At 58.2% G+C, this 17,668-nt stretch carries 19 protein-coding genes; 7 read left to right on the forward strand and 12 right to left on the reverse strand.

The annotated features are described in order from the left end of the window. Positions 1–146 precede the first annotated feature (146 nt). The 5 genes from ALO43_RS16545 to ALO43_RS16565 form a co-directional block, all read right to left on the reverse strand. Positions 147–1,487 (reverse strand): hemolysin family protein, encoded by a 1,341-nt coding sequence (locus ALO43_RS16545; protein WP_005895122.1) that lies wholly within the window; start codon positions 1,485–1,487, stop codon positions 147–149. Positions 1,488–1,584: 97 nt separating this feature from the next. After that, positions 1,585–2,862 (reverse strand): phosphate regulon sensor histidine kinase PhoR, encoded by a 1,278-nt coding sequence (gene phoR, locus ALO43_RS16550; RefSeq protein WP_230855615.1) that lies wholly within the window; start codon positions 2,860–2,862, stop codon positions 1,585–1,587. 97 nt (positions 2,863–2,959) lie between these two features. Next, on the reverse strand, positions 2,960–3,649 hold the full coding sequence (phoB, locus tag ALO43_RS16555; RefSeq protein WP_004881608.1) for a phosphate regulon transcriptional regulator PhoB: 690 nt from the start codon (positions 3,647–3,649) through the stop codon (positions 2,960–2,962). 156 nt (positions 3,650–3,805) lie between these two features. Beyond that, complete coding sequence (gene ubiA, locus ALO43_RS16560; protein ID WP_054997819.1) at positions 3,806–4,696, reverse strand: 4-hydroxybenzoate octaprenyltransferase; 891 nt, start codon at positions 4,694–4,696, stop codon at positions 3,806–3,808. Beyond that, positions 4,696–5,268, reverse strand: coding sequence for a chorismate--pyruvate lyase family protein (locus tag ALO43_RS16565; RefSeq protein WP_042932813.1), 573 nt, complete (start codon positions 5,266–5,268; stop codon positions 4,696–4,698). The genes ubiA and ALO43_RS16565 overlap by 1 nt, the downstream gene beginning before the upstream one ends. Positions 5,269–5,454: 186 nt before the next feature. Between ALO43_RS16565 and ALO43_RS16570 the strand changes: the two genes are divergently transcribed. From ALO43_RS16570 to ALO43_RS16590, 5 genes are all read left to right on the forward strand, one after another. Then, positions 5,455–5,622, forward strand: a complete 168-nt coding sequence (locus tag ALO43_RS16570; RefSeq protein WP_002555879.1) for a rubredoxin — start codon at positions 5,455–5,457, stop codon at positions 5,620–5,622. Between the two features lie 42 nt (positions 5,623–5,664). Next, the gene (locus ALO43_RS16575; protein ID WP_005895129.1) at positions 5,665–6,813 is read left to right on the forward strand and encodes an NAD(P)/FAD-dependent oxidoreductase; all 1,149 of its coding nucleotides are present in this window, start codon (positions 5,665–5,667) and stop codon (positions 6,811–6,813) included. Between the two features lie 188 nt (positions 6,814–7,001). Beyond that, the gene (locus tag ALO43_RS16580; RefSeq protein ID WP_005895133.1) at positions 7,002–7,277 is read left to right on the forward strand and encodes an HU family DNA-binding protein; all 276 of its coding nucleotides are present in this window, start codon (positions 7,002–7,004) and stop codon (positions 7,275–7,277) included. A gap of 246 nt (positions 7,278–7,523) precedes the next feature. Continuing rightward, the gene (locus tag ALO43_RS16585; RefSeq protein ID WP_054997820.1) at positions 7,524–7,964 is read left to right on the forward strand and encodes a hypothetical protein; all 441 of its coding nucleotides are present in this window, start codon (positions 7,524–7,526) and stop codon (positions 7,962–7,964) included. 173 nt (positions 7,965–8,137) lie between these two features. Then, a complete protein-coding gene (locus ALO43_RS16590) occupies positions 8,138–8,515 on the forward strand; it encodes an SCP2 sterol-binding domain-containing protein (RefSeq protein ID WP_005895137.1) in 378 nt (125 codons plus the stop codon). Here the strand turns inward: ALO43_RS16590 and ALO43_RS16595 are convergent, their stop codons facing one another. From ALO43_RS16595 to ALO43_RS16625, 7 genes are all read right to left on the reverse strand, one after another. Continuing rightward, positions 8,516–10,477, reverse strand: a complete 1,962-nt coding sequence (locus tag ALO43_RS16595) for a DUF7844 domain-containing protein (protein ID WP_024691593.1) — start codon at positions 10,475–10,477, stop codon at positions 8,516–8,518. It abuts the gene before it with no gap. After that, complete coding sequence (locus tag ALO43_RS16600) at positions 10,474–10,794, reverse strand: DUF2388 domain-containing protein (RefSeq protein WP_005895141.1); 321 nt, start codon at positions 10,792–10,794, stop codon at positions 10,474–10,476. Before ALO43_RS16600 ends, ALO43_RS16595 begins: the two co-directional genes overlap by 4 nt. A gap of 38 nt (positions 10,795–10,832) precedes the next feature. Beyond that, a complete protein-coding gene (locus ALO43_RS16605; RefSeq protein ID WP_024691594.1) occupies positions 10,833–11,138 on the reverse strand; it encodes a DUF2388 domain-containing protein in 306 nt (101 codons plus the stop codon). Positions 11,139–11,232: 94 nt separating this feature from the next. Then, positions 11,233–11,550 carry a DUF2388 domain-containing protein gene (locus tag ALO43_RS16610; protein WP_005895144.1) on the reverse strand — a complete coding sequence of 106 codons (318 nt, stop codon included), beginning with the start codon at positions 11,548–11,550 and terminating at the stop codon, positions 11,233–11,235. A 312-nt stretch (positions 11,551–11,862) separates the two neighbouring features. Then, positions 11,863–12,078, reverse strand: coding sequence for a DUF1127 domain-containing protein (locus ALO43_RS16615; protein WP_005895146.1), 216 nt, complete (start codon positions 12,076–12,078; stop codon positions 11,863–11,865). Between the two features lie 320 nt (positions 12,079–12,398). Next, on the reverse strand, positions 12,399–13,892 hold the full coding sequence (locus ALO43_RS16620) for an acetyl-CoA hydrolase/transferase family protein (protein ID WP_054997821.1): 1,494 nt from the start codon (positions 13,890–13,892) through the stop codon (positions 12,399–12,401). 175 nt (positions 13,893–14,067) lie between these two features. Then, complete coding sequence (locus tag ALO43_RS16625; RefSeq protein ID WP_054997822.1) at positions 14,068–14,994, reverse strand: LysR family transcriptional regulator; 927 nt, start codon at positions 14,992–14,994, stop codon at positions 14,068–14,070. Positions 14,995–15,149: 155 nt separating this feature from the next. Between ALO43_RS16625 and ALO43_RS16630 the strand changes: the two genes are divergently transcribed. Both ALO43_RS16630 and ALO43_RS16635 read left to right on the forward strand, forming a co-directional pair. After that, positions 15,150–16,331, forward strand: coding sequence for an acyl-CoA dehydrogenase (locus ALO43_RS16630; protein ID WP_005895151.1), 1,182 nt, complete (start codon positions 15,150–15,152; stop codon positions 16,329–16,331). A gap of 9 nt (positions 16,332–16,340) precedes the next feature. Beyond that, positions 16,341–17,564, forward strand: a complete 1,224-nt coding sequence (locus tag ALO43_RS16635; protein WP_174518510.1) for a CaiB/BaiF CoA transferase family protein — start codon at positions 16,341–16,343, stop codon at positions 17,562–17,564. The last annotated feature ends 104 nt before the right edge of the window (positions 17,565–17,668 follow it).

Consider the following 17,668-nt stretch of genomic DNA (forward strand, 5'->3'; position numbering starts at 1 on the left):
ATTCCCACGCTGGAGCGTGCGGAGCGATAGGTGTTAGAACCCTATCGTGCCAATGCTCCGCGTTGGCATGCAGTTCATGACGCTCTGCGTCATATAGATATGTGCCGCGCTACACGCGAGAATGTGGAACTCTCACGCTGTGTGTATCAATCCAGTTTCAGCACTTTGGCCAGGACAATTTTCGGGCCTCTCATCTTCTTGATGATGATGCGCAGGCCTTCGACTTCCATCTGCTCTTCTTCTTCCGGCACCCGCTTGAGGGTTTCGTAGATCAGGCCTGCCAGTGTTTCGGCTTCGATGTGGTCCAGGTCAATGCCCAGCAAGCGTTCGATCTTGAACAGCGGCGTGTCACCACGCACCAGCAGCTTGCCCGGCTGATAGGCCAGAATGCCCCGCTCTACCTTGCGGTGCTCGTCCTGAATATCGCCGACCAGCACTTCGAGCACGTCTTCCATGGTCAGATAACCCACGATCTTGCCGTCAGCCTCTTCGACCACGGCAAAGTGTGCTCCACCTTTGCGGAACTGCTCCAGCAACTGCGACAGCGGCATGTGCCGCGAAACGCGCTCCAGCGGACGAGTCAGCTCCGCCAGGTTGAAGGACTCTGGAATATGATCCAGCGCCGCCAGCTCCAGCAGCAGGTCCTTGATGTGCAATAGCCCGACAAACTCGCCGCGTTCGGCGTCGTACAGCGGATAACGGCTGAATTTGTGGCGACGGAACAGGGCGAGGATTTCCTTGAGCGGCGCATTGAAATCCAGCGAGACCATGTCTTCGCGGGAGTTGGCCCAGTCGACCACTTCCAGCTCGCCCATTTCGACCGCTGAAGCCAGCACGCGCATGCCCTGATCGCTGGGGTCCTGGCCACGGCTGGAGTGCAGAATCAGTTTCAGTTCATCACGGCTGTAGCTGTGTTCATGATGCGGGCCGGGCTCACCTTGGCCAGCGATGCGCAGAATGGCATTGGCGCTGGCGTTGAGCAGGTAGATTGCCGGGTACATAAGCCAGTAGAAGAAGTACAACGGAGCCGCCGTCCACAACGACAGCAGCTCTGGCTTGCGGATGGCCCAGGATTTGGGGGCCAGCTCACCGATGACGATGTGCAGATAGGAGATGATGAAGAAGGCGGTGAAGAACGACACGCCCTTGATCAGTTCCGGAGTGTCCACGCCCAATGCAGCGAGCAACGGCTCCAGAAGGTGTGCAAAGGCCGGCTCGCCGACCCAGCCCAATCCGAGCGAGGCGAGAGTGATCCCCAGTTGGCAAGCTGACAGGTAGGCATCCAGCTGGCCGTGAACCTTGCGCAGAATGTGTCCGCGCCAGCCGTTCTTGTCGGCGATGGCTTCAACCTTGGTCGAGCGCAGTTTGACCATGGCGAACTCTGCCGCAACGAAAAAGCCGTTGAGCAGGACCAGAAACAGCGCAAAAAGAATCATGCCGAAGTCGGCGAAGAGTGAAGACAGGTTAAAACTAGGGGAAGGGTCCATGATGGGGTTTTGCAGGGTCCGTATTGACAGGAAGAGGGTATTGTCGCGTCACAAGACGCCATGAACCCGGCAATGTAGCGGCTGAAAGCACGATTGCCTAGTCGTCGTTCGAGGGTTTGGACAATTGGCCGCTGGCAAAGTGACAAGTAAATACGCTGCCCTTGCCAAGAACGCTGTTGATCTCGAGATTGCCGCGGTGGCGCAGCAACACATGTTTGACGATGGCCAGGCCAAGTCCGGTGCCGCCAGTGTTGGAAGCGCGGCTGGTATCGACGCGATAAAAGCGTTCAGTAAGGCGCGGCAAATGTTTGGTTTCGATGCCGATCCCGGAATCCTGCACGCTCAGGTGCGCGCCACGTTCGTCGGCCCACCAGCGGATATGGATGACGCCCTCTGCCGGGGTGTATTTGACCGCGTTGAAAATCAGATTTGAGAACGCGCTGCGCAACTCGCTTTCACTGCCTTTGAGGCGCATGTCGCTTTCGAGGCTGAGGTGGATCTGCTGGTTCTTGCTGCCTGACAGGGCGTTGGCGTCAGCCGTGATGGTCTTGAGCAGCGTCTTGACGATTACCGGATTGTTGTCCGAAGGGTAATCCGTGGCTTCCAGCTTGGCGAGCAACAGCAGGTCGTTGAGCAGCGTCTGCATGCGACCGCCTTGCTGGTGCATCTGTTGCAGCGCACGAACCCAGCGCGGGTTCACTTCTTCCACGTTATCGAGGAGTGTTTCCAGGTAGCCGAAGATAACGGTCAGTGGCGTGCGCAACTCGTGGGAAACGTTGGCGACGAAGTCTTTGCGCATCTGCTCCAGTTGATGGATGCGGGTGACATCGCGTACCAGCATCAAGTGTTCGTTATTGCCGTAGCGGGTAATCAGCAACTGGATGCGCAGACGGTCGTTGGTTGGCGAAGGTATTTCCAGAGGCTCGCTGTAGTCGCCCAGCGCAAAATACTCTTTGAAGCGTGGGTGCCGCACCAGATTGGTGACGGGCTGGCCACTGTCCTGCGGTGTTTTCAGGCCTAGCAGGGTTTCGGCTGCGCGGTTCCACCATTCCAGGTTGCCATCGCTGTCGAGCATGATGACAGCGTCGCGCAGGGCCGCAGTCGATTCCTGAACCCGGTCGATGACCGCCTGCAGGCGCCCGCGTACACGCTGGTCGCGGCGCTGCAGGTGATAGATGCTGTCGAACACTTCACCCCACAACCCGTAACCGTCCGGAGGCGGCTCGTCTGCTTTGTGGCTGCTCAGCCAGTCGTGCAGGCGCAGAAGCTGTTTGAGGGTCCAGGCCAGATACAGACCCAGCCCCGTGGCCAGGCTCCAGCCATATTGCCCACTGATCAGACCGACTATCAGGCAGGCAGTGACCAGTAACAACATGTGGCGTATCAGAGTGCCGTGCCAATTTTGATTCAATTAAGGGTAAATCCTTGTCTGATCCGCACTGCCCACATTGCCTGCGCCGACAAAGCAGCTGTCAGCTTTTCGTGGAAAAGCGATAGCCTGTGCCGCGCACGGTCTGCACCAGATTTTCATAGGCATCGCCCAAGGCCTTGCGCAGGCGACGGATGTGGACATCAACGGTGCGTTCTTCGACATACACGTTGCCGCCCCAAACCTGATCCAGCAGCTGACCACGGGTGTAGGCGCGCTCCTGATGGGTCATGAAAAATTGCAGCAAGCGGTATTCGGTGGGGCCCATTTCTGCCGGCTTGCCATCGATCGTCACACGGTGGCTGATCGGGTCAAGCAGTAGACCGCCGACTTCTATCGGCGCTTCACCATCCGTTGGGCCTGCGCGGCGCAGTACGGCCTTGAGGCGCGCAACCAGCTCGCGAGGAGAGAAGGGCTTGGTGATGTAATCGTCAGCGCCTACTTCCAGGCCCTGGATCTTGTTGTCCTCTTCGCCCTTGGCAGTGAGCATGATGATCGGGATATCCCCGGTCAACTCGTCACGCTTGAGGCGGCGAGCCAGTTCGATACCGGACGTGCCTGGCAACATCCAGTCGAGCAGAATCAGGTCCGGCTTGCGGTCGACGATGATCGCGTGGGCCTGCTGAGAATTTTCGGCTTCAATACAGTCATAGCCGGCCATTTCCAACGCAACGGCGATCATTTCGCGAATAGGCGCTTCGTCGTCAACGATCAGAATGCTCCTGCCAACCATGCTTGAACCTCTTGTCATTTAACTGTCTTGGGGCGCATTAGATAACGGAATTATTGCAGTCGTGTGACAGGTTTGAATGAGGCTAGCACGCTAGCCGTGCAATGAGGTCGGCATGGCTTTCTTATTCACGTTTAGCAGCAGATGCCACCGGCTGCCTCAGCGCACTGCGTAGTCGGCCACGATGCCGAGAAATATGGCCAGTCCGGCCCAGTGATTGTGCAAGAAAGCCTTGAAGCAGGCATCCCGTTCGCGCAAGCGGGTACTCCAGAACTCCCAGGCGAAGCACCCCGCGGCGGTCAGCAACCCCAGATAGAAGCAGGTGCCCAGTTCGAAACGCGTGCCGGCCAGCAACAGACAGCCCAGCGCCAGACCCTGCAGCGTCGCAATGATCACACGATCAGCGTCACCGAACAGTACAGCGGTGGATTTCACACCGATTTTCAGGTCATCGTCGCGATCCACCATGGCGTAGTAGGTGTCGTAGCCCACCGTCCAGAGCACGTTGGCGATATACAGCAGCCATGCTGCGGCAGGCAGGTCGCCGGTCTCGGCGGTGAACGCCATTGGCATGCCCCACGAGAACGCCGCGCCCAGCACCACCTGTGGGTAATAGGTGTAACGCTTCATGAACGGGTAAGTGGCGGCGAGGGCCAAGCCGCCGAATGACAGCCAGATGGTGGTCGGATTGGTGAACAGCACCAGCACAAAGCTCGTAACGACCAGCACTGCAAACAGCGCCAGCGCTTCGCGAGCGCTGATTTTGTCGCTGACCAAGGGGCGTTGCTCTGTACGTTTGACGTGACCGTCTACCTTGCGATCGGCGAAGTCATTGATCACGCAGCCAGCCGCTCTCATCAGGAACGCGCCGACCACGAATATCACGACGGTCTTCAGTGAGGGCGAGCCTTTACCTGCGATCCAGATGGCCCAGAGGGTGGGCCACAGCAGCAGGTAAAAGCCGATGGGCCTGTCGATACGCGTCAACTGAATGAAGTCCCAAGCCCGTGGGCTCAGGCGATTGAGTGATTTGAGCAGTGACAGGTACATCAGACGCAATCCTTGTTTTGAAGCTTGTTGCACAGGGCGGGTAGAAAGACTTCGGCGACCAGCACGCTCAGCGCGCCGCGACTGAACACCGAGCGGCGTGCCCATAGCGCTGGTGTCATTTGCGAGGCGGCGTCGGCAGGGGGCAGACCGCCTTCAGGGTAATGACACACCTCAAGCATGCCACGCGTGAACGCGGGGTCGCTGAACAGCAACTCGCCCAGCGAACGCGTGCCCAACCGGTCCATCTGCAAGCCGTCATCCTCCAAGGCGCTGCGAGCGGCTACGCTACGAGCGAACACCCAGTTGCAGCCATTGCCGCGCAGATACACTTCGCGCACCCAGCCTTCTCTGGCGAGTGGCAGGTTCAGGGCCAGGCATTCGTCGTTGCGTAAAGGCTGCCAACCCTCAAACAGCGGCAGCACACTGAAACCGCCGTCGGACAGACGGTCAAGCCTGCGCGTGAGCGAGTCCGGATGGAACAGCCAGTCGAGAATCTCAGGCTCGGGCGCATCGATCAATTGCTCTCGCGAAAGCCAGATCGGGCTAATGGATACGGGAGAATGCTGGGTCACGGTAAGTCATTTTCGACGGCCAACGAGGTCGCGAGCTTAGCATGATTGACAGCCTTCACCGACGACCGGTCGAACAGCTCGTTATAGATTCAGGCTTGCATACTGGACTGCCGATCAGTACAACGCCCCTTCAGACGGCGAACGACCGTCATATAACTTTCAGCCTGATGGAAAAGAGAACCTGATATGAAGAAGTGGCAGTGCATCGTTTGCGGCTTGATCTATAACGAAGCCGACGGCTGGCCGGACGACGGGATCGCGCCTGGCACGCTTTGGCAGGACGTACCCGAAGACTGGCTGTGCCCGGACTGCGGCGTGGGCAAGATGGACTTCGAAATGATCGAAATCGGCTGATTGTGCCTGAAGATCAGGCGTGGCAATGAATAGGAAAGAAAAATGAACGCACCTGTCGTCATCATCGGCACCGGCCTTGCGGGCTATAACCTTGCGCGCGAATTTCGCAAGCTGGACGGCGACACACCGTTGCTGCTGATTACTGCCGATGACGGTCGTTCCTATTCCAAGCCGATGCTTTCCACCGGTTTCGGCAAGAACAAGGAGGCCGATGCATTGAGCATGGCCGAGCCGGGCGCGATGGCCGATCAGCTCAAGGCCGAGGTCCGCACGCACACGCGGATCAGCGGTATTGATCCCGGTCACAAACGCCTGTGGGTCGGTGAGGAAGCGGTGTACTACCGCGACCTGATACTGGCGTGGGGTGCCGAAGCAATACGAGTGCCGGTGGAAGGCGACGCAGGCGATGCGATTTTCCCGATCAACGACCTTCAGGATTACGCCCGTTTCCGCACTGCGGCGGCCGGCAAGCGTAGGGTCTTGATTCTGGGGGCAGGGCTGATCGGCTGCGAATTCGCCAATGACTTGATCCTGGGCGGCTATGAGGTTGACCTCGTGGCACCCTGCGAGCAGGTCATGCCGACCCTGCTGCCGCTCGCTGCGGCAACGGCGGTGCAGACCGGCCTCGAGAGTCTGGGCGCGCGTTTTCACCTGGGCCCGGTGCTGACTCGACTGCAGCGCAGTGGTGACGCACTACAAGCGAATTTGTCCGATGGACAGATCATCGACTGCGATCTGGTGGTGTCTGCGATCGGGCTGCGTCCGCGCATCGAACTGGCGGCTGCCGCTGGCTTGCAAACGGGCCGTGGCATTCTTGTCGACCGTCACCTGCAGACTTCCCACGCCAATATCCACGCGCTGGGCGACTGCGCTGAAGTCGATGGTCTCAACCTGCTGTACGTGATGCCATTGATGAGCTGCGCCCGTGCACTGGCCCAGACGCTGACCGGCACACCGACTGCCGTGAAGTACGGGCCTATGCCTATCACGGTAAAGACCCCGGCGTGCCCGCTGGTGGTTTCGCCACCACCCCGCGGAAAAGAAGGCCACTGGCATATTGAGGGGCAGGGGAGCGACATCAAAGCGCTTTGTCATGACGCCGAAGGCAATCTGCTGGGCTACGCGCTGACTGGAGCGGCCGTTATGGAAAAACTCGCACTGAACAAGGTTTTACCTGCGTTATTGGCATGATTTCGACGCATTTTGTCGGATAGTCGCCATATTTTCGCCAAAAAACGTCTTCGATGCACTGGCGCGGCTCAGTCCAGCATGCCATTCTCGTTACCGTCGGCCGCGACGTAGAGCCGTCGCAGCGCCTTGTAGCCGTTTTTGACAGCGGCGCGGGACATAAAAACAAAAACCGTAAAAAGAGGCTTCATATGCGTAAACCAGAAGTTGCAGCCGCTATTGCTGAAAAGGCGGATATCACCAAAGACCAGGCCAAGAAAGTCCTGGATGCCATTCTTGAAGAGATCACAGGCGCACTGCACCGCAAGGAAAGCGTGACGCTGGTCGGCTTCGGAACGTTTCTGCAACGCCATCGCGGCGCACGCACCGGTAAAAACCCACAAACCGGGGAGCCGGTAAAAATCAAGGCTAGCAACACTGTCGCCTTCAAACCGGGCAAATCCCTGAAAGATAGCGTAAACCCTTGATACCCTGTCGCGCGCCTCTCGCAGGTGCGCTTCTCGAAAACGGGCACACCAATCAGATTGGGTGCCCGTTTTTGTATGCGTCATGTGGTACCGATTACGCGCCTGCACTGCCTGCGAGAATTGTCCTACTCGTTTTCGTATCAATACCTTCCTGAAACCCAGCTCTGCCTGACTTCTTCTTGTTGCGCTTTCCCCTAGAGTGCGGCCTTTGTTGCACCCCTTAAAACCACTCTTGGGAAATCTCAAATGAAAACGCTCTCGAGGTTTGCTGCTGTTGCGGCCCTGATCGCTACGACCAGCGGCTGTGTCAGCTACAACGTCAGCCAGCCAAGCGTCCCGCTTGAAGGCAGTGTCAAGACTGACCTGAAGGCGGACGTCAAGGTCGGCGGCACCATCAGCGGCGAGTCCTCCACCAATGTGCTGTTCAATTTCCTGAGCTTTGGCGGCGATAGCCAGTTTGCCGATGGCGTGACTTACGGTGGCTCGAGTGGCGGCGGCCTGGGTCTGTCCCTGCCTGATCCTGTCTCGAGCGCCAAGGCAGCTGCTGCGTACAAGGCTGTCAAATCTTCGGGTGCCGATCTGATCGTTGCGCCGCGCTACGAAGTCAGCGTTCAGGACTACTTCATCTTCAAGAAGGTCAACGTGAAAGTGACCGGCAGCAAAGGCAGCATCAACAGCATTCGCTGATGCAGTCGCGGTGCTGCTTCCCACCTGAAGCAGCATCCGGATATAAGAAAAGGTTTAATGTGCCGATCTCCGTCGAAATAGATGTTTCTATGCAGGGTTTTGTGGGTAAACCGCTACACTGTCATGAATCTCCAGTATCCGGACAACCGGACCTGGTCTGAGCCGAGGCCTGTATGAAATTTCGCTTTCTTCTTTGGATGTTGGGCCGGCTTATGGCCCGCGCCAGTCGAGACAATCCCGATTTCCAGCAGCAGTTGGCTGGCAAGAACCTGACCTTCCAGTTACAGACTACAGATGGCAAGGTCGCACGCCACTTCGTGGTAGAGGACCAGCGTATTCGCAGTGCGAGCGGTATGGTCGCCGATCCTGACTTTGCCATTGCGTTTCGTGATTCAGCGTATGGCTTCGCTACGCTGCAGGCAAAAAACAAGCAGTTGGCTTTCATGAGGGGAATTCAGGACAAGGACATCCAGATCAAGGGCAGCCCGGCCCTGGTGATCTGGTTCCAGGGCCTGACCAAATACCTCAAGCCCAGGAAGAAAGAAGCTTGATCATGGCAGTTGCAGGCCACCCGCTGCCTTATGCAACGCGCGAAGGTGTTCGCCCATCTGTTTTAGGTTAGCTTCGTTGGCCGTAATTTCTTTGGCTCGGTCGGGCTCCAGCAATGCGCGTACTTCCTTGTCGAGATCACCTGTCAGGCGCTTGAGCTGTTTTTGCCGCTGGCTGCTTTCCGCTTCCAGACGCTGCCATTCGCTCGCCTGTGGCAAGCCGTAGCCGCCGCTGCCCAGAAGTTCTGCCGGACGACTCAGGAACCCGCTGTTGGCAAGAATCTCCTGTAGCGTCGTGGTCGCCTTGGAGACTCTGCCATCCTTCAGTTCTCGCGCACCTAGGTAGCGTTGCTTCACTTCATCCTGAGCCAGCAGCAGTTGTCGGCGCAGGCTGGCCTGTTCCAGCAAAAGGATAGCGGCACTGGTTTGCAGGTCAGCCTTGTCAAACCACTGGCTGCGTTCGCTTGCCGGTAGCGTCAGCCACTCTTCCACCGTGTCCTGTTTGATCGGTAAATGTTTCTTCAGCACTTCGAACATCGCCTGATAGCGATCACGGTAGGAATCGAATCGATAGCCCAGACGCAGAGCTTCCTTGGGATCGTCCAGCACGCTGGTGTCGGCCAGGCCTCGGCCTTTCAGAACTTCCAGCAAGCCGTTGGGCAGAATGCTGTCCAGACCGACGAGCTTGGGGTTGTGGGTGCCGCTACGCAGCAGCTTGAGGTTTTCAACGGCGCAATTATTCGACAGGAAGTAGTAGTTACCGTCATAGCTCCAGTGCATCTCGGCTGCATGCTGGACCAGCCCTTCGATTTCCGGGCGTGACAACTTGATCGGCACCGACGCAAGGCTGCGCAACTCGGTCTTGGTGTATTCGTCGATGACCTGAGCCAGCGGAAGCACAAAAAGCCGTGAGGGGTAGGCGCCCATCAGGCCATCCCAGCTCGAAAGCTGCACGTCGCCCACAAACGCCCGGTAAGACAACACCAGGTGCTGGTCCAGATCGAGGCGGCAATCCGGGCCGCGTGGACGGCCGGGTTTGCAGATCACCAGGCGCAACATGCTGTGGCCCCAACGGCTGGCCCAGTTCTGATTGGCCTCGGCCAGCAGGTAGTCCACTGCATAGACGCGTTCCGGGTCCAGCTTGCCGAGCGGTTCTCGGCCGAAGTCGTTACCGGCATTCAGATAAGGGTAGAACGTAGGGCACTCGGCTCGTGCGGCAGGCGCCCAGCCAAAGCGCTCCTTGTAATAGGCATAGAGCGCCGGGCGACGGCAGGCGTAAGCCGGATCGAGCAGGAAATACTCCATGTTGACCGCCACAAATTCCAGCGGGCTGGTGGTCTCGTAGATATCGGGACTGCGTGCAACCTGGCCGTTATGTTCCTCGCGATCACCGCGCCGTCCGACATACTGCTGCCAGCCTGCAAGGTCCAGCAGGCGCGGGTCATCGCTCAGGGTAAAGCGCCGCTCGGTCTGGCCGCGGCAGTTGTCCGGGAGGCCGACCTTGCCCAGTGAGCTGCCGCGCGATGCGCAACGAAACAAGACCGTCCGCTCGGCCGCTGACCATAGGCGAGCGCGGTCATATACGTGCGTCAGCTCATGCAGGACGGTGGCGAGAAGTTCGCGGCGAACGGTGCCGTGGGGCCTTCCTGTCTGGGCGGTGGCGGCGGAGCCGTCGGTCAAGGAAGCCAGCAGATGGCTATTGAGGTACAGCTGATAAGGACCGGCAGCCTGGCCATAGGCATTTTGCGGCATGTCGCCGGACCAGGTGACTTCGACGGTTCTGTCCAGGGCCTCGACGAAGCTGGGCGGCAATGCCTGCATGGCTTCGTCGAGTAGCGTCTGGCTGGCTTGCTGTTGGGCGGCGTCAAGGCCATCGGTGTGCAGTTCCAGCTTCAGGCTGGCGAAAGCATGCGTTGTGGCCAGCGACAATGCGCCAGCAAGCAGCCAGGCGCGAAGTCGCCTCACAATGCGAGGATTGCTTCAGCCAGGGTCTGGTCGCTGGCACCACGTGCTTCCGGCACGCGGGTACGCAGCGTATCGAAGGCTGCGTCGAGTTGCGCGCCGTGGATATCGCCACCGCTGGCCACGTAGCTGGCGGCGTCGTCCTTGGCCTGGATCACAACCTTGGAGTCACGGATCGATGTAGTGGTGTCGGAAGTGAAGTCGATGGTACGGCCGAACGCACGAACAATGATGTTGCTTGTGGCGACCACAGTCTGGGCCTGAGCAAGATCGGCCAGCAACAGCAGGCCAAGGGAAGCAGCAATCAGCGGGGTACGCATGTAGTGACGTCTCCAGTTACGCAAAGAGGGGAAAGTGGCTATTGGACGAGGATTGCCTGCGCCAGTTCAAGGTCGCTGGCGTGAAGTTTTGCGTCCGCTTGGCGCAGGGTGTGCAAGGCCGCCTCGAGCCTCGCGCCGCGCATGTGTCCGTCGCTTGCAACAAACACGGCAGCGTCATCCCGGGCAGCCATGATCAGTTTGTTATCAAACGGCGCCGACGTGATCTGACTGGTGGCATAGCCAGTCTTTACCAGCCCTTGAGTGGTTGTATCGAACGCCTGAACCTGACTGACAAACATCAGGCTGGCAAGCGCTGCAATAGGCAGAAGATGCAGTAAGCGCATGGCTTTCACGGAGCGAAAAAACAAGCGTCAAGGCTAGCGCAATGCTCCGGCCAGAGCTACCCCGGCCGGATCACCGATAGCTTCGAGAAGTTTCTCAGATGGTCAGGATGGCCTGTGCCAACTGGTCGTCGGTGGCTTGCAGTTCAGGAAGCTGCTGGCGAATGTGCTGCAGTGCGCTTTCCAGTTGCGCCCCACGAATTTCGCCGGAGCTGGCCACGAAGCTGGCTGCATCCCCACGCGCGGCCTGAACAATTTTGTCGTCTTTCAATGAGGAGGACAAATTGGACGTGGCGCGGGTCGATGCGTTGAATGCATCGACCAATGCATCGGTGGTCACGATGAAGCTGGAGGCGTGGGCGCCTGCCGCAGCGGTCAACAGAAGGGCAGCGCCAAGGTTACGTAGCAGAGACATGATCGAATTCCATTGTGGACAAAAGGGCACAGGCTGCTTGCGAAGCCAAAGGGCTGATATAGAGCGCTAGACTATCCCACCGATATAGCACTTGTCATAACTGTCAGTGACGCTCTATCGACTGATCGTCGAGAATAGGCGTCTGTACTGCTGTTTTAGAGGCTTTTTTAAACTGTACCGGTATTGGTGTATTGGCTTGATCTCTTCCATAAACGACAAAACCCGCCTCGATTTCCCGAGACGGGTTTTGTGTGAAGCAATTCGGGGTGCTGGTGGGAGACCTTTGAAGGCCTGGGACCAGCGAGCGCTAAGTTAGCGCCAGAACGGCTTGCTCAGCTCTTCGTAACGCTGCGATTCGCTGATACCGGCGTCAGCCAGCAAGCGTGAATCCAGACGAGCCAGTTGATGGCGGCTGGACAGGCGACGCTGCCAGAGCATCAGATTGGCGAATACGCGCAGAGGCAAAGAAGCTTTTGCGGAGTTGACGGTGCTTTCGCTGAACAGATCGGAACTGAGTGTACGTTCCATGGTGTGACTTCCTTCCGCTTGTGGCGGCATAAGTGAGTTGCTTGACTGGTGCCCATTTTCCTCGCACGCGTCCAGATTCCATAGGCACAGTTCACTTGTATTGTGCTGGTTCAGTTAACTGTTAAAGAGCACTGTTTTGTTCATAAATGGGGCAACTGTACCGGTCGGCACGCTTATGGTGCGTTTTGTGGGCCATTGTGGTGAATATCGCCTTTTCTGGCAGTTTTATGACCGGTACAGAAGTACAGTTTTAGTGAAAGCGCAGCAGGTCAGTTAGCGGGTGGTACAGAAAAGCGTGTATTCACTTCAAACTGTCCTGCCTATACCGGCAGCATTCGTCCTGTTTCCTCAAGGTTGATGTGCCAACTCAGTGCTTCGCGCAGAATGTGTGGCGTGTGCCCACCGAGTGCGCACGCTGCGCTGAAATAAGCGTCGAGGGCCTCCCTGAAGTCCGGATGCACGCAGTTGTCAATGATCACTCTGGCGCGTTCGCGTGGTGCCAGGCCGCGCAGATCTGCCAGGCCTTGTTCGGTGACCAGAATGTCGACATCGTGCTCGGTATGATCAACGTGACTGACCATCGGCACCACGCTGGAAATCGCGCCGCCCTTGGCAATCGATTTGGTGACGAAGATCGCCAGATGCGCATTGCGAGAGAAGTCACCGGAACCGCCGATCCCGTTCATCATTCGCGTTCCGCAAATGTGAGTGGAATTGACGTTGCCGTACAGGTCAAATTCCAGCGCGGTGTTAATTCCGATGATCCCCAGGCGACGAATGACCTCCGGGTGATTGGAAATTTCCTGAGGTCGCAGCACCAGTCTCGATTTGTAACGGTTTAAGTCGGCAAAGACTTCAGCATGTTTGGCGGCCGACAGAGTCATGGAGCTTCCTGAAGCGAAGGTCAGTTTGCCGGCGTCGAACAGGTCGAACGTTGAATCCTGCAGCACTTCCGAGTACATGGTCAGGTCGTTGAAAGGCGATGCCAGCAGGCCGTGCATAACAGCGTTGGCGATATTGCCGATGCCGGCCTGCAGTGGCATCAGCTTGTCGGTCAGCCGGTCCTCGCGCACTTCTTTCTTGAAGAACTCGACCAGGTGATTGGCGATCGCCTGAGTGTCAGCGTCCGGTGGCGTGACGGTGGAGGGTGAGTCGGGCTGGTTGCTGATGACGATGCCGACAATCTTCGCCGGGTCGATCTTCACCGCATGACTGCCGATACGCGAGTCTGCCTCAAGCACCGGGATGGGCAGGCGAGTGGGGCGGTAGCTGGGGATGTAGATGTCGTGCAGGCCTTCCAGCTCAAGAGGCTGGGAAAGATTGATTTCCACGATGACCTGTTTGGCGAGGATGGCGAAGCTGGCCGAGTTGCCCACGGAGGTGCTGAGCACTAGATGCCCTTCTTCGGTGATCGCGACGCACTCGATGACCGCCAGGTCCACAGCCTTGATCTGCCGGTTGCGCAGCATTTCAACGGTGTCCGACAAATGCTGGTCAATGAACATCACAGTGCCGTTGTTGATGGCTTTGCGCAGGGTGCTGTCGACCTGAAAGGGCATGCGTCGGGAAAGTACACCGGACTCAGTCAGTTGCTTGTCCAGGTCGTTGCCCAGACTGGCGCCGGTCATCAGGCTGATTTTCAGCGGTGTCACTTTGGCGCGCTCGGCCAGTGCGTGAGGCACTGCTTTGGCTTCGCCTGCGCGGGTGAAGCCGCTCATGCCGACGGTCATGCCATCTTCAATCAGCGCGGCAGCGTCGGCTGCGCTCATGACCTTGCTCATCAGGGAGGGCAGGCGGATACGGTCAGGGTACATGGGGTCTGTCTCTGGGTGGCAGCAAAGCGACAAGTCTAGAGCGTCGGGCGGGATTCGTCCTGCTACCAAGGTCGCATTGGAGGCCTCTAATTAAAGGCTTCCAGCACAAAACACTGTTACCTGAAATGCAAAAGGCTGCGCGTGGAGCGGCCTGACCTCGCAGTTGCCGGCAGCGCTATGTCCTGTTGAGCGGCTTGATGTTGTCCTTGGGCAGCTGATAGTTGCGGGCCTGCTCGACCAGCCAGTCTCGAAACGCGGAGAGGGACGCTGACTCGACTTTGCGTTCTGGAATCATGAGGTGATAAGCCTTGGTGTCCGGCAGTGACCGAGGATTGGCGATTACCAGGCGCTGTTCGTGCAATTCGCGCTGGATCAGAAAGGGCGGGATCAGCGCTACGCCCATGTCGTGCATCGCCGCCTGCGCGAGCATCGAGAACAGCTCGTAACGAGGCCCTGTCATGTCGCGTGCCACATCCTGGTTTTGCGCGTTGAACCACTGGCGCCATGCGTAGGGTCGGGTCGTTTGCTGAAGCAGCGGGAGCTCGGCCAGTTCAGTTGCCGCCAGGCTGTCCCGCCCGTTCAGAAATGACGGGCTGCACACGGGCATGGAGTTTTCGCCCATCAATCGGTGCGACTCGGTGCCTGACCAGTCGGCATCGCCAAAGTAGATCGCAGCATCGAAGTCAGTGTCAGCGAAAAGGAAAGGGCGCGTACGGTTGGTCAGGTGAACCGTAACGTCAGGGTGCTTGTGCTGGAAATCTTTAAGGCGCGGCAACAACCATTGAGTACCGAAGGTGGGAACTACCGCCAGTTCGATTGCATTGGTGCCCTGCTGACCCATGACCGATAGCGTGTCTCGCTCGACGGCGTCCAACTGCTGGGCAACGCGTCTGCTGTATGAAAGCCCTGCTTCTGTCAGCTTTACGCCGCGTCGAGAGCGTCGAAACAGCTCGATGCCAAGATACGCTTCCAGCCCGCCGATCTGCCGACACACAGCGCCTTGGGTCAGGGACAGCTCGTGCGCCGCCTTGGTGAAGCTCTCGTGCCGCGCTGCTGCCTCGAAACTCACCAGTGCGGTAGTGCTGGGTATCTTGCGTCTCATGTACTTTCTTCTCACTGGTATTTTCAGCAAAGCGCTTTAATAACGGCTTCGGAGTGAGAAATTAGCACAACACCTTGATAAAACCTCGTTTGTCGCGGGACTGAGCCGGGTCTAGGATCGTTGCAAGACTTTTCGACTGGATACGAGGAACGGGCATGAGCGGCAAGGCAAGCTTCAACTGGATCGATCCATTGCTTCTGGATCAGCAGCTCACCGAAGAAGAGCGCATGGTTCGCGACACTGCAGAGCAATTCGCCCAGAGCAAGCTGGCCCCGCGCGTGCTGGAAGCGTTTCGTCACGAGAAGACCGACCCGGCGATTTTTCGCGAAATGGGCGAAGTGGGCCTGTTAGGCGCGACGATCCCTGAAGAATTCGGCGGCAGCGGTTTGAATTATGTCTGTTACGGGCTGATCGCTCGTGAGGTAGAGCGTGTCGATTCGGGCTATCGATCGATGATGAGCGTTCAGTCCTCGCTGGTGATGGTGCCGATCAATGAGTTTGGTACTCAAGCCCAGAAAGAGAAGTACCTGCCCAAACTGGCATCGGGCGAGTGGATTGGGTGTTTCGGTCTGACCGAGCCGGATCACGGCTCCGACCCAGGCGCGATGATCACTCGAGCGCGTAGCGTCGAGGGCGGCTATCGCTTGAGCGGCAGCAAGATGTGGATCACTAACAGCCCGATAGCGGATGTGTTTGTGGTGTGGGCCAAAGACGATGCAGGCGACATTCGCGGTTTCGTTCTCGAGAAAGGCTGGGCCGGGCTGAGCGCTCCTGCCATTCATGGCAAGGTCGGTTTGCGTGCGTCGATCACTGGCGAGATCGTCATGGATAACGTATTTGTGCCCGAAGAGAACATCTTCCCGGACGTGCGCGGGCTCAAAGGGCCTTTTACCTGCCTCAACTCAGCGCGTTATGGCATTTCCTGGGGGGCGTTGGGGGCGGCGGAGTTCTGCTGGCACACTGCTCGGCAGTACACGCTTGACCGCCAACAATTCGGACGGCCGCTGGCAGCTAATCAGCTGATTCAGAAAAAGCTCGCGGACATGCAGACCGAAATCACACTGGCGCTGCAAGGCTGTTTGCGCCTGGGCCGGATGAAAGATGAAGGCTCGGCTGCTGTGGAAATTACCTCGATCATGAAGCGCAACTCCTGCGGCAAATCGCTGGATATCGCGCGTTTGGCTCGTGACATGCTGGGCGGTAACGGCATCTCGGACGAGTTTGGTATTGCAAGGCATCTGGTCAACCTTGAGGTGGTGAATACTTATGAAGGGACGCATGACGTGCATGCGTTGATTCTGGGGCGTGCGCAGACCGGTATTCAGGCCTTCTATTAAGGAGGGCCGATCATGGGTGCGCTTTCACATATAAGGGTGCTTGACCTGTCACGTGTTCTGGCCGGGCCTTGGGCCGGGCAGATCCTTGCCGACCTCGGGGCTGATGTCATCAAGGTCGAACGGCCGGGTTGCGGGGACGATACGCGTGCCTGGGGGCCGCCGTTTCTGCAGAACGCCGCCGGGCAGAACACGACTGAGACGGCTTATTACCTGTCTGCCAATCGCAACAAGCAATCGGTCACTATCGATTTCACGCGTCCTGAAGGGCAGCGCCTGGTGCGCGAATTGGCGGCGAAATCCGACATCGTGATCGAAAACTTCAAAGTCGGTGGCTTGGCGGCCTATGGGCTGGACTATGAAACCCTTAGCGCTGCCAATCCGCGACTGATCTATTGCTCGATTACGGGGTTTGGTCAAAGTGGGCCTTATGCTTCGCGCCCGGGCTATGACTTCATGATCCAGGCGCTTGGTGGCCTGATGAGCCTTACCGGTATTGCAGAGGGCGAGGAGGGGGCTGGGCCAGTCAAGGTCGGGGTTGCGCTCACCGATATTCTCACTGGCCTGTATTCGACGACTGCCATTCTTGCGGCCTTGGCCCATCGCGATCAGGGTGGTAATGGCCAATACATAGATATGGCGCTGCTGGACGTACAGGTAGCGTGTTTGGCAAATCAGGCCATGAACTACCTGACTACGGGTGTAGCACCGGGGCGTCTGGGCAATGCGCATCCCAATATCGTGCCTTATCAGAGTTTTCCGACTGCCGATGGCGATCTGATCCTTACAGTCGGCAACGACAGTCAGTTCAGAAAGTTTGCCGGCGTGGCCGGTCAGCCTCAGTGGGCCGATGATCCGCGCTTCGTGACCAACAAGCTGCGCGTAGCTCATCGCGCCGAACTGATTCCATTGATTCGGCAGGCTACAGTCTTCAAGCCGACGGGGTGGTGGGTGGCAGAGCTGGAGCGTGCCGGCGTGCCGTGCGGGCCGGTCAATGACCTGGCTCAGGTGTTTGCTGACCCGCAGGTCGTGGCTCGTGGGCTGGCAATCGAGCTGCCTCATGCGCTGGGCGGCCGGGTCGCGCAGGTTGCCAGCCCGATTCGCCTCTCCGAAACGCCTGTCGAATACCGTAGAGCGCCTCCTTTGCTGGGAGAGCACACCGACCAGGTATTGCAGGCGCTTCTGGGGATGAGCAGCGAAGAGGTTGCATCGCTGCGAGCCGGTGGTGTGCTGTAGCTATATAGAATAGAAGGGTACGTTTTCATGGCCTTCTCTATATGGTTGCGAGGGCTGATGGGTTAATTCGAGGGTTTTTGAAATTAACGGTTGACGCCCTCTGT

This window comes from Pseudomonas tremae (assembly GCF_001401155.1).
GTDB classification, from domain to species: domain Bacteria; phylum Pseudomonadota; class Gammaproteobacteria; order Pseudomonadales; family Pseudomonadaceae; genus Aquipseudomonas; species Aquipseudomonas tremae.

Coding starts and splice junctions, on each gene's coding strand:
- ALO43_RS16545 (WP_005895122.1), bottom strand. CDS start 1,487: ATGGACCCTTCCCCTAGTTTTAACCTGTCTTCACTCTTCGCCGACTTC.
- phoR (WP_230855615.1), bottom strand. CDS start 2,862: ATGTTGTTACTGGTCACTGCCTGCCTGATAGTCGGTCTGATCAGTGGG.
- phoB (WP_004881608.1), bottom strand. CDS start 3,649: ATGGTTGGCAGGAGCATTCTGATCGTTGACGACGAAGCGCCTATTCGC.
- ubiA (WP_054997819.1), bottom strand. CDS start 4,696: ATGTACCTGTCACTGCTCAAATCACTCAATCGCCTGAGCCCACGGGCT.
- ALO43_RS16570 (WP_002555879.1), top strand. CDS start 5,455: ATGAAGAAGTGGCAGTGCATCGTTTGCGGCTTGATCTATAACGAAGCC.
- ALO43_RS16575 (WP_005895129.1), top strand. CDS start 5,665: ATGAACGCACCTGTCGTCATCATCGGCACCGGCCTTGCGGGCTATAAC.
- ALO43_RS16580 (WP_005895133.1), top strand. CDS start 7,002: ATGCGTAAACCAGAAGTTGCAGCCGCTATTGCTGAAAAGGCGGATATC.
- ALO43_RS16585 (WP_054997820.1), top strand. CDS start 7,524: ATGAAAACGCTCTCGAGGTTTGCTGCTGTTGCGGCCCTGATCGCTACG.
- ALO43_RS16590 (WP_005895137.1), top strand. CDS start 8,138: ATGAAATTTCGCTTTCTTCTTTGGATGTTGGGCCGGCTTATGGCCCGC.
- ALO43_RS16600 (WP_005895141.1), bottom strand. CDS start 10,794: ATGCGTACCCCGCTGATTGCTGCTTCCCTTGGCCTGCTGTTGCTGGCC.
- ALO43_RS16605 (WP_024691594.1), bottom strand. CDS start 11,138: ATGCGCTTACTGCATCTTCTGCCTATTGCAGCGCTTGCCAGCCTGATG.
- ALO43_RS16610 (WP_005895144.1), bottom strand. CDS start 11,550: ATGTCTCTGCTACGTAACCTTGGCGCTGCCCTTCTGTTGACCGCTGCG.
- ALO43_RS16615 (WP_005895146.1), bottom strand. CDS start 12,078: ATGGAACGTACACTCAGTTCCGATCTGTTCAGCGAAAGCACCGTCAAC.
- ALO43_RS16620 (WP_054997821.1), bottom strand. CDS start 13,892: ATGTACCCTGACCGTATCCGCCTGCCCTCCCTGATGAGCAAGGTCATG.
- ALO43_RS16625 (WP_054997822.1), bottom strand. CDS start 14,994: ATGAGACGCAAGATACCCAGCACTACCGCACTGGTGAGTTTCGAGGCA.
- ALO43_RS16630 (WP_005895151.1), top strand. CDS start 15,150: ATGAGCGGCAAGGCAAGCTTCAACTGGATCGATCCATTGCTTCTGGAT.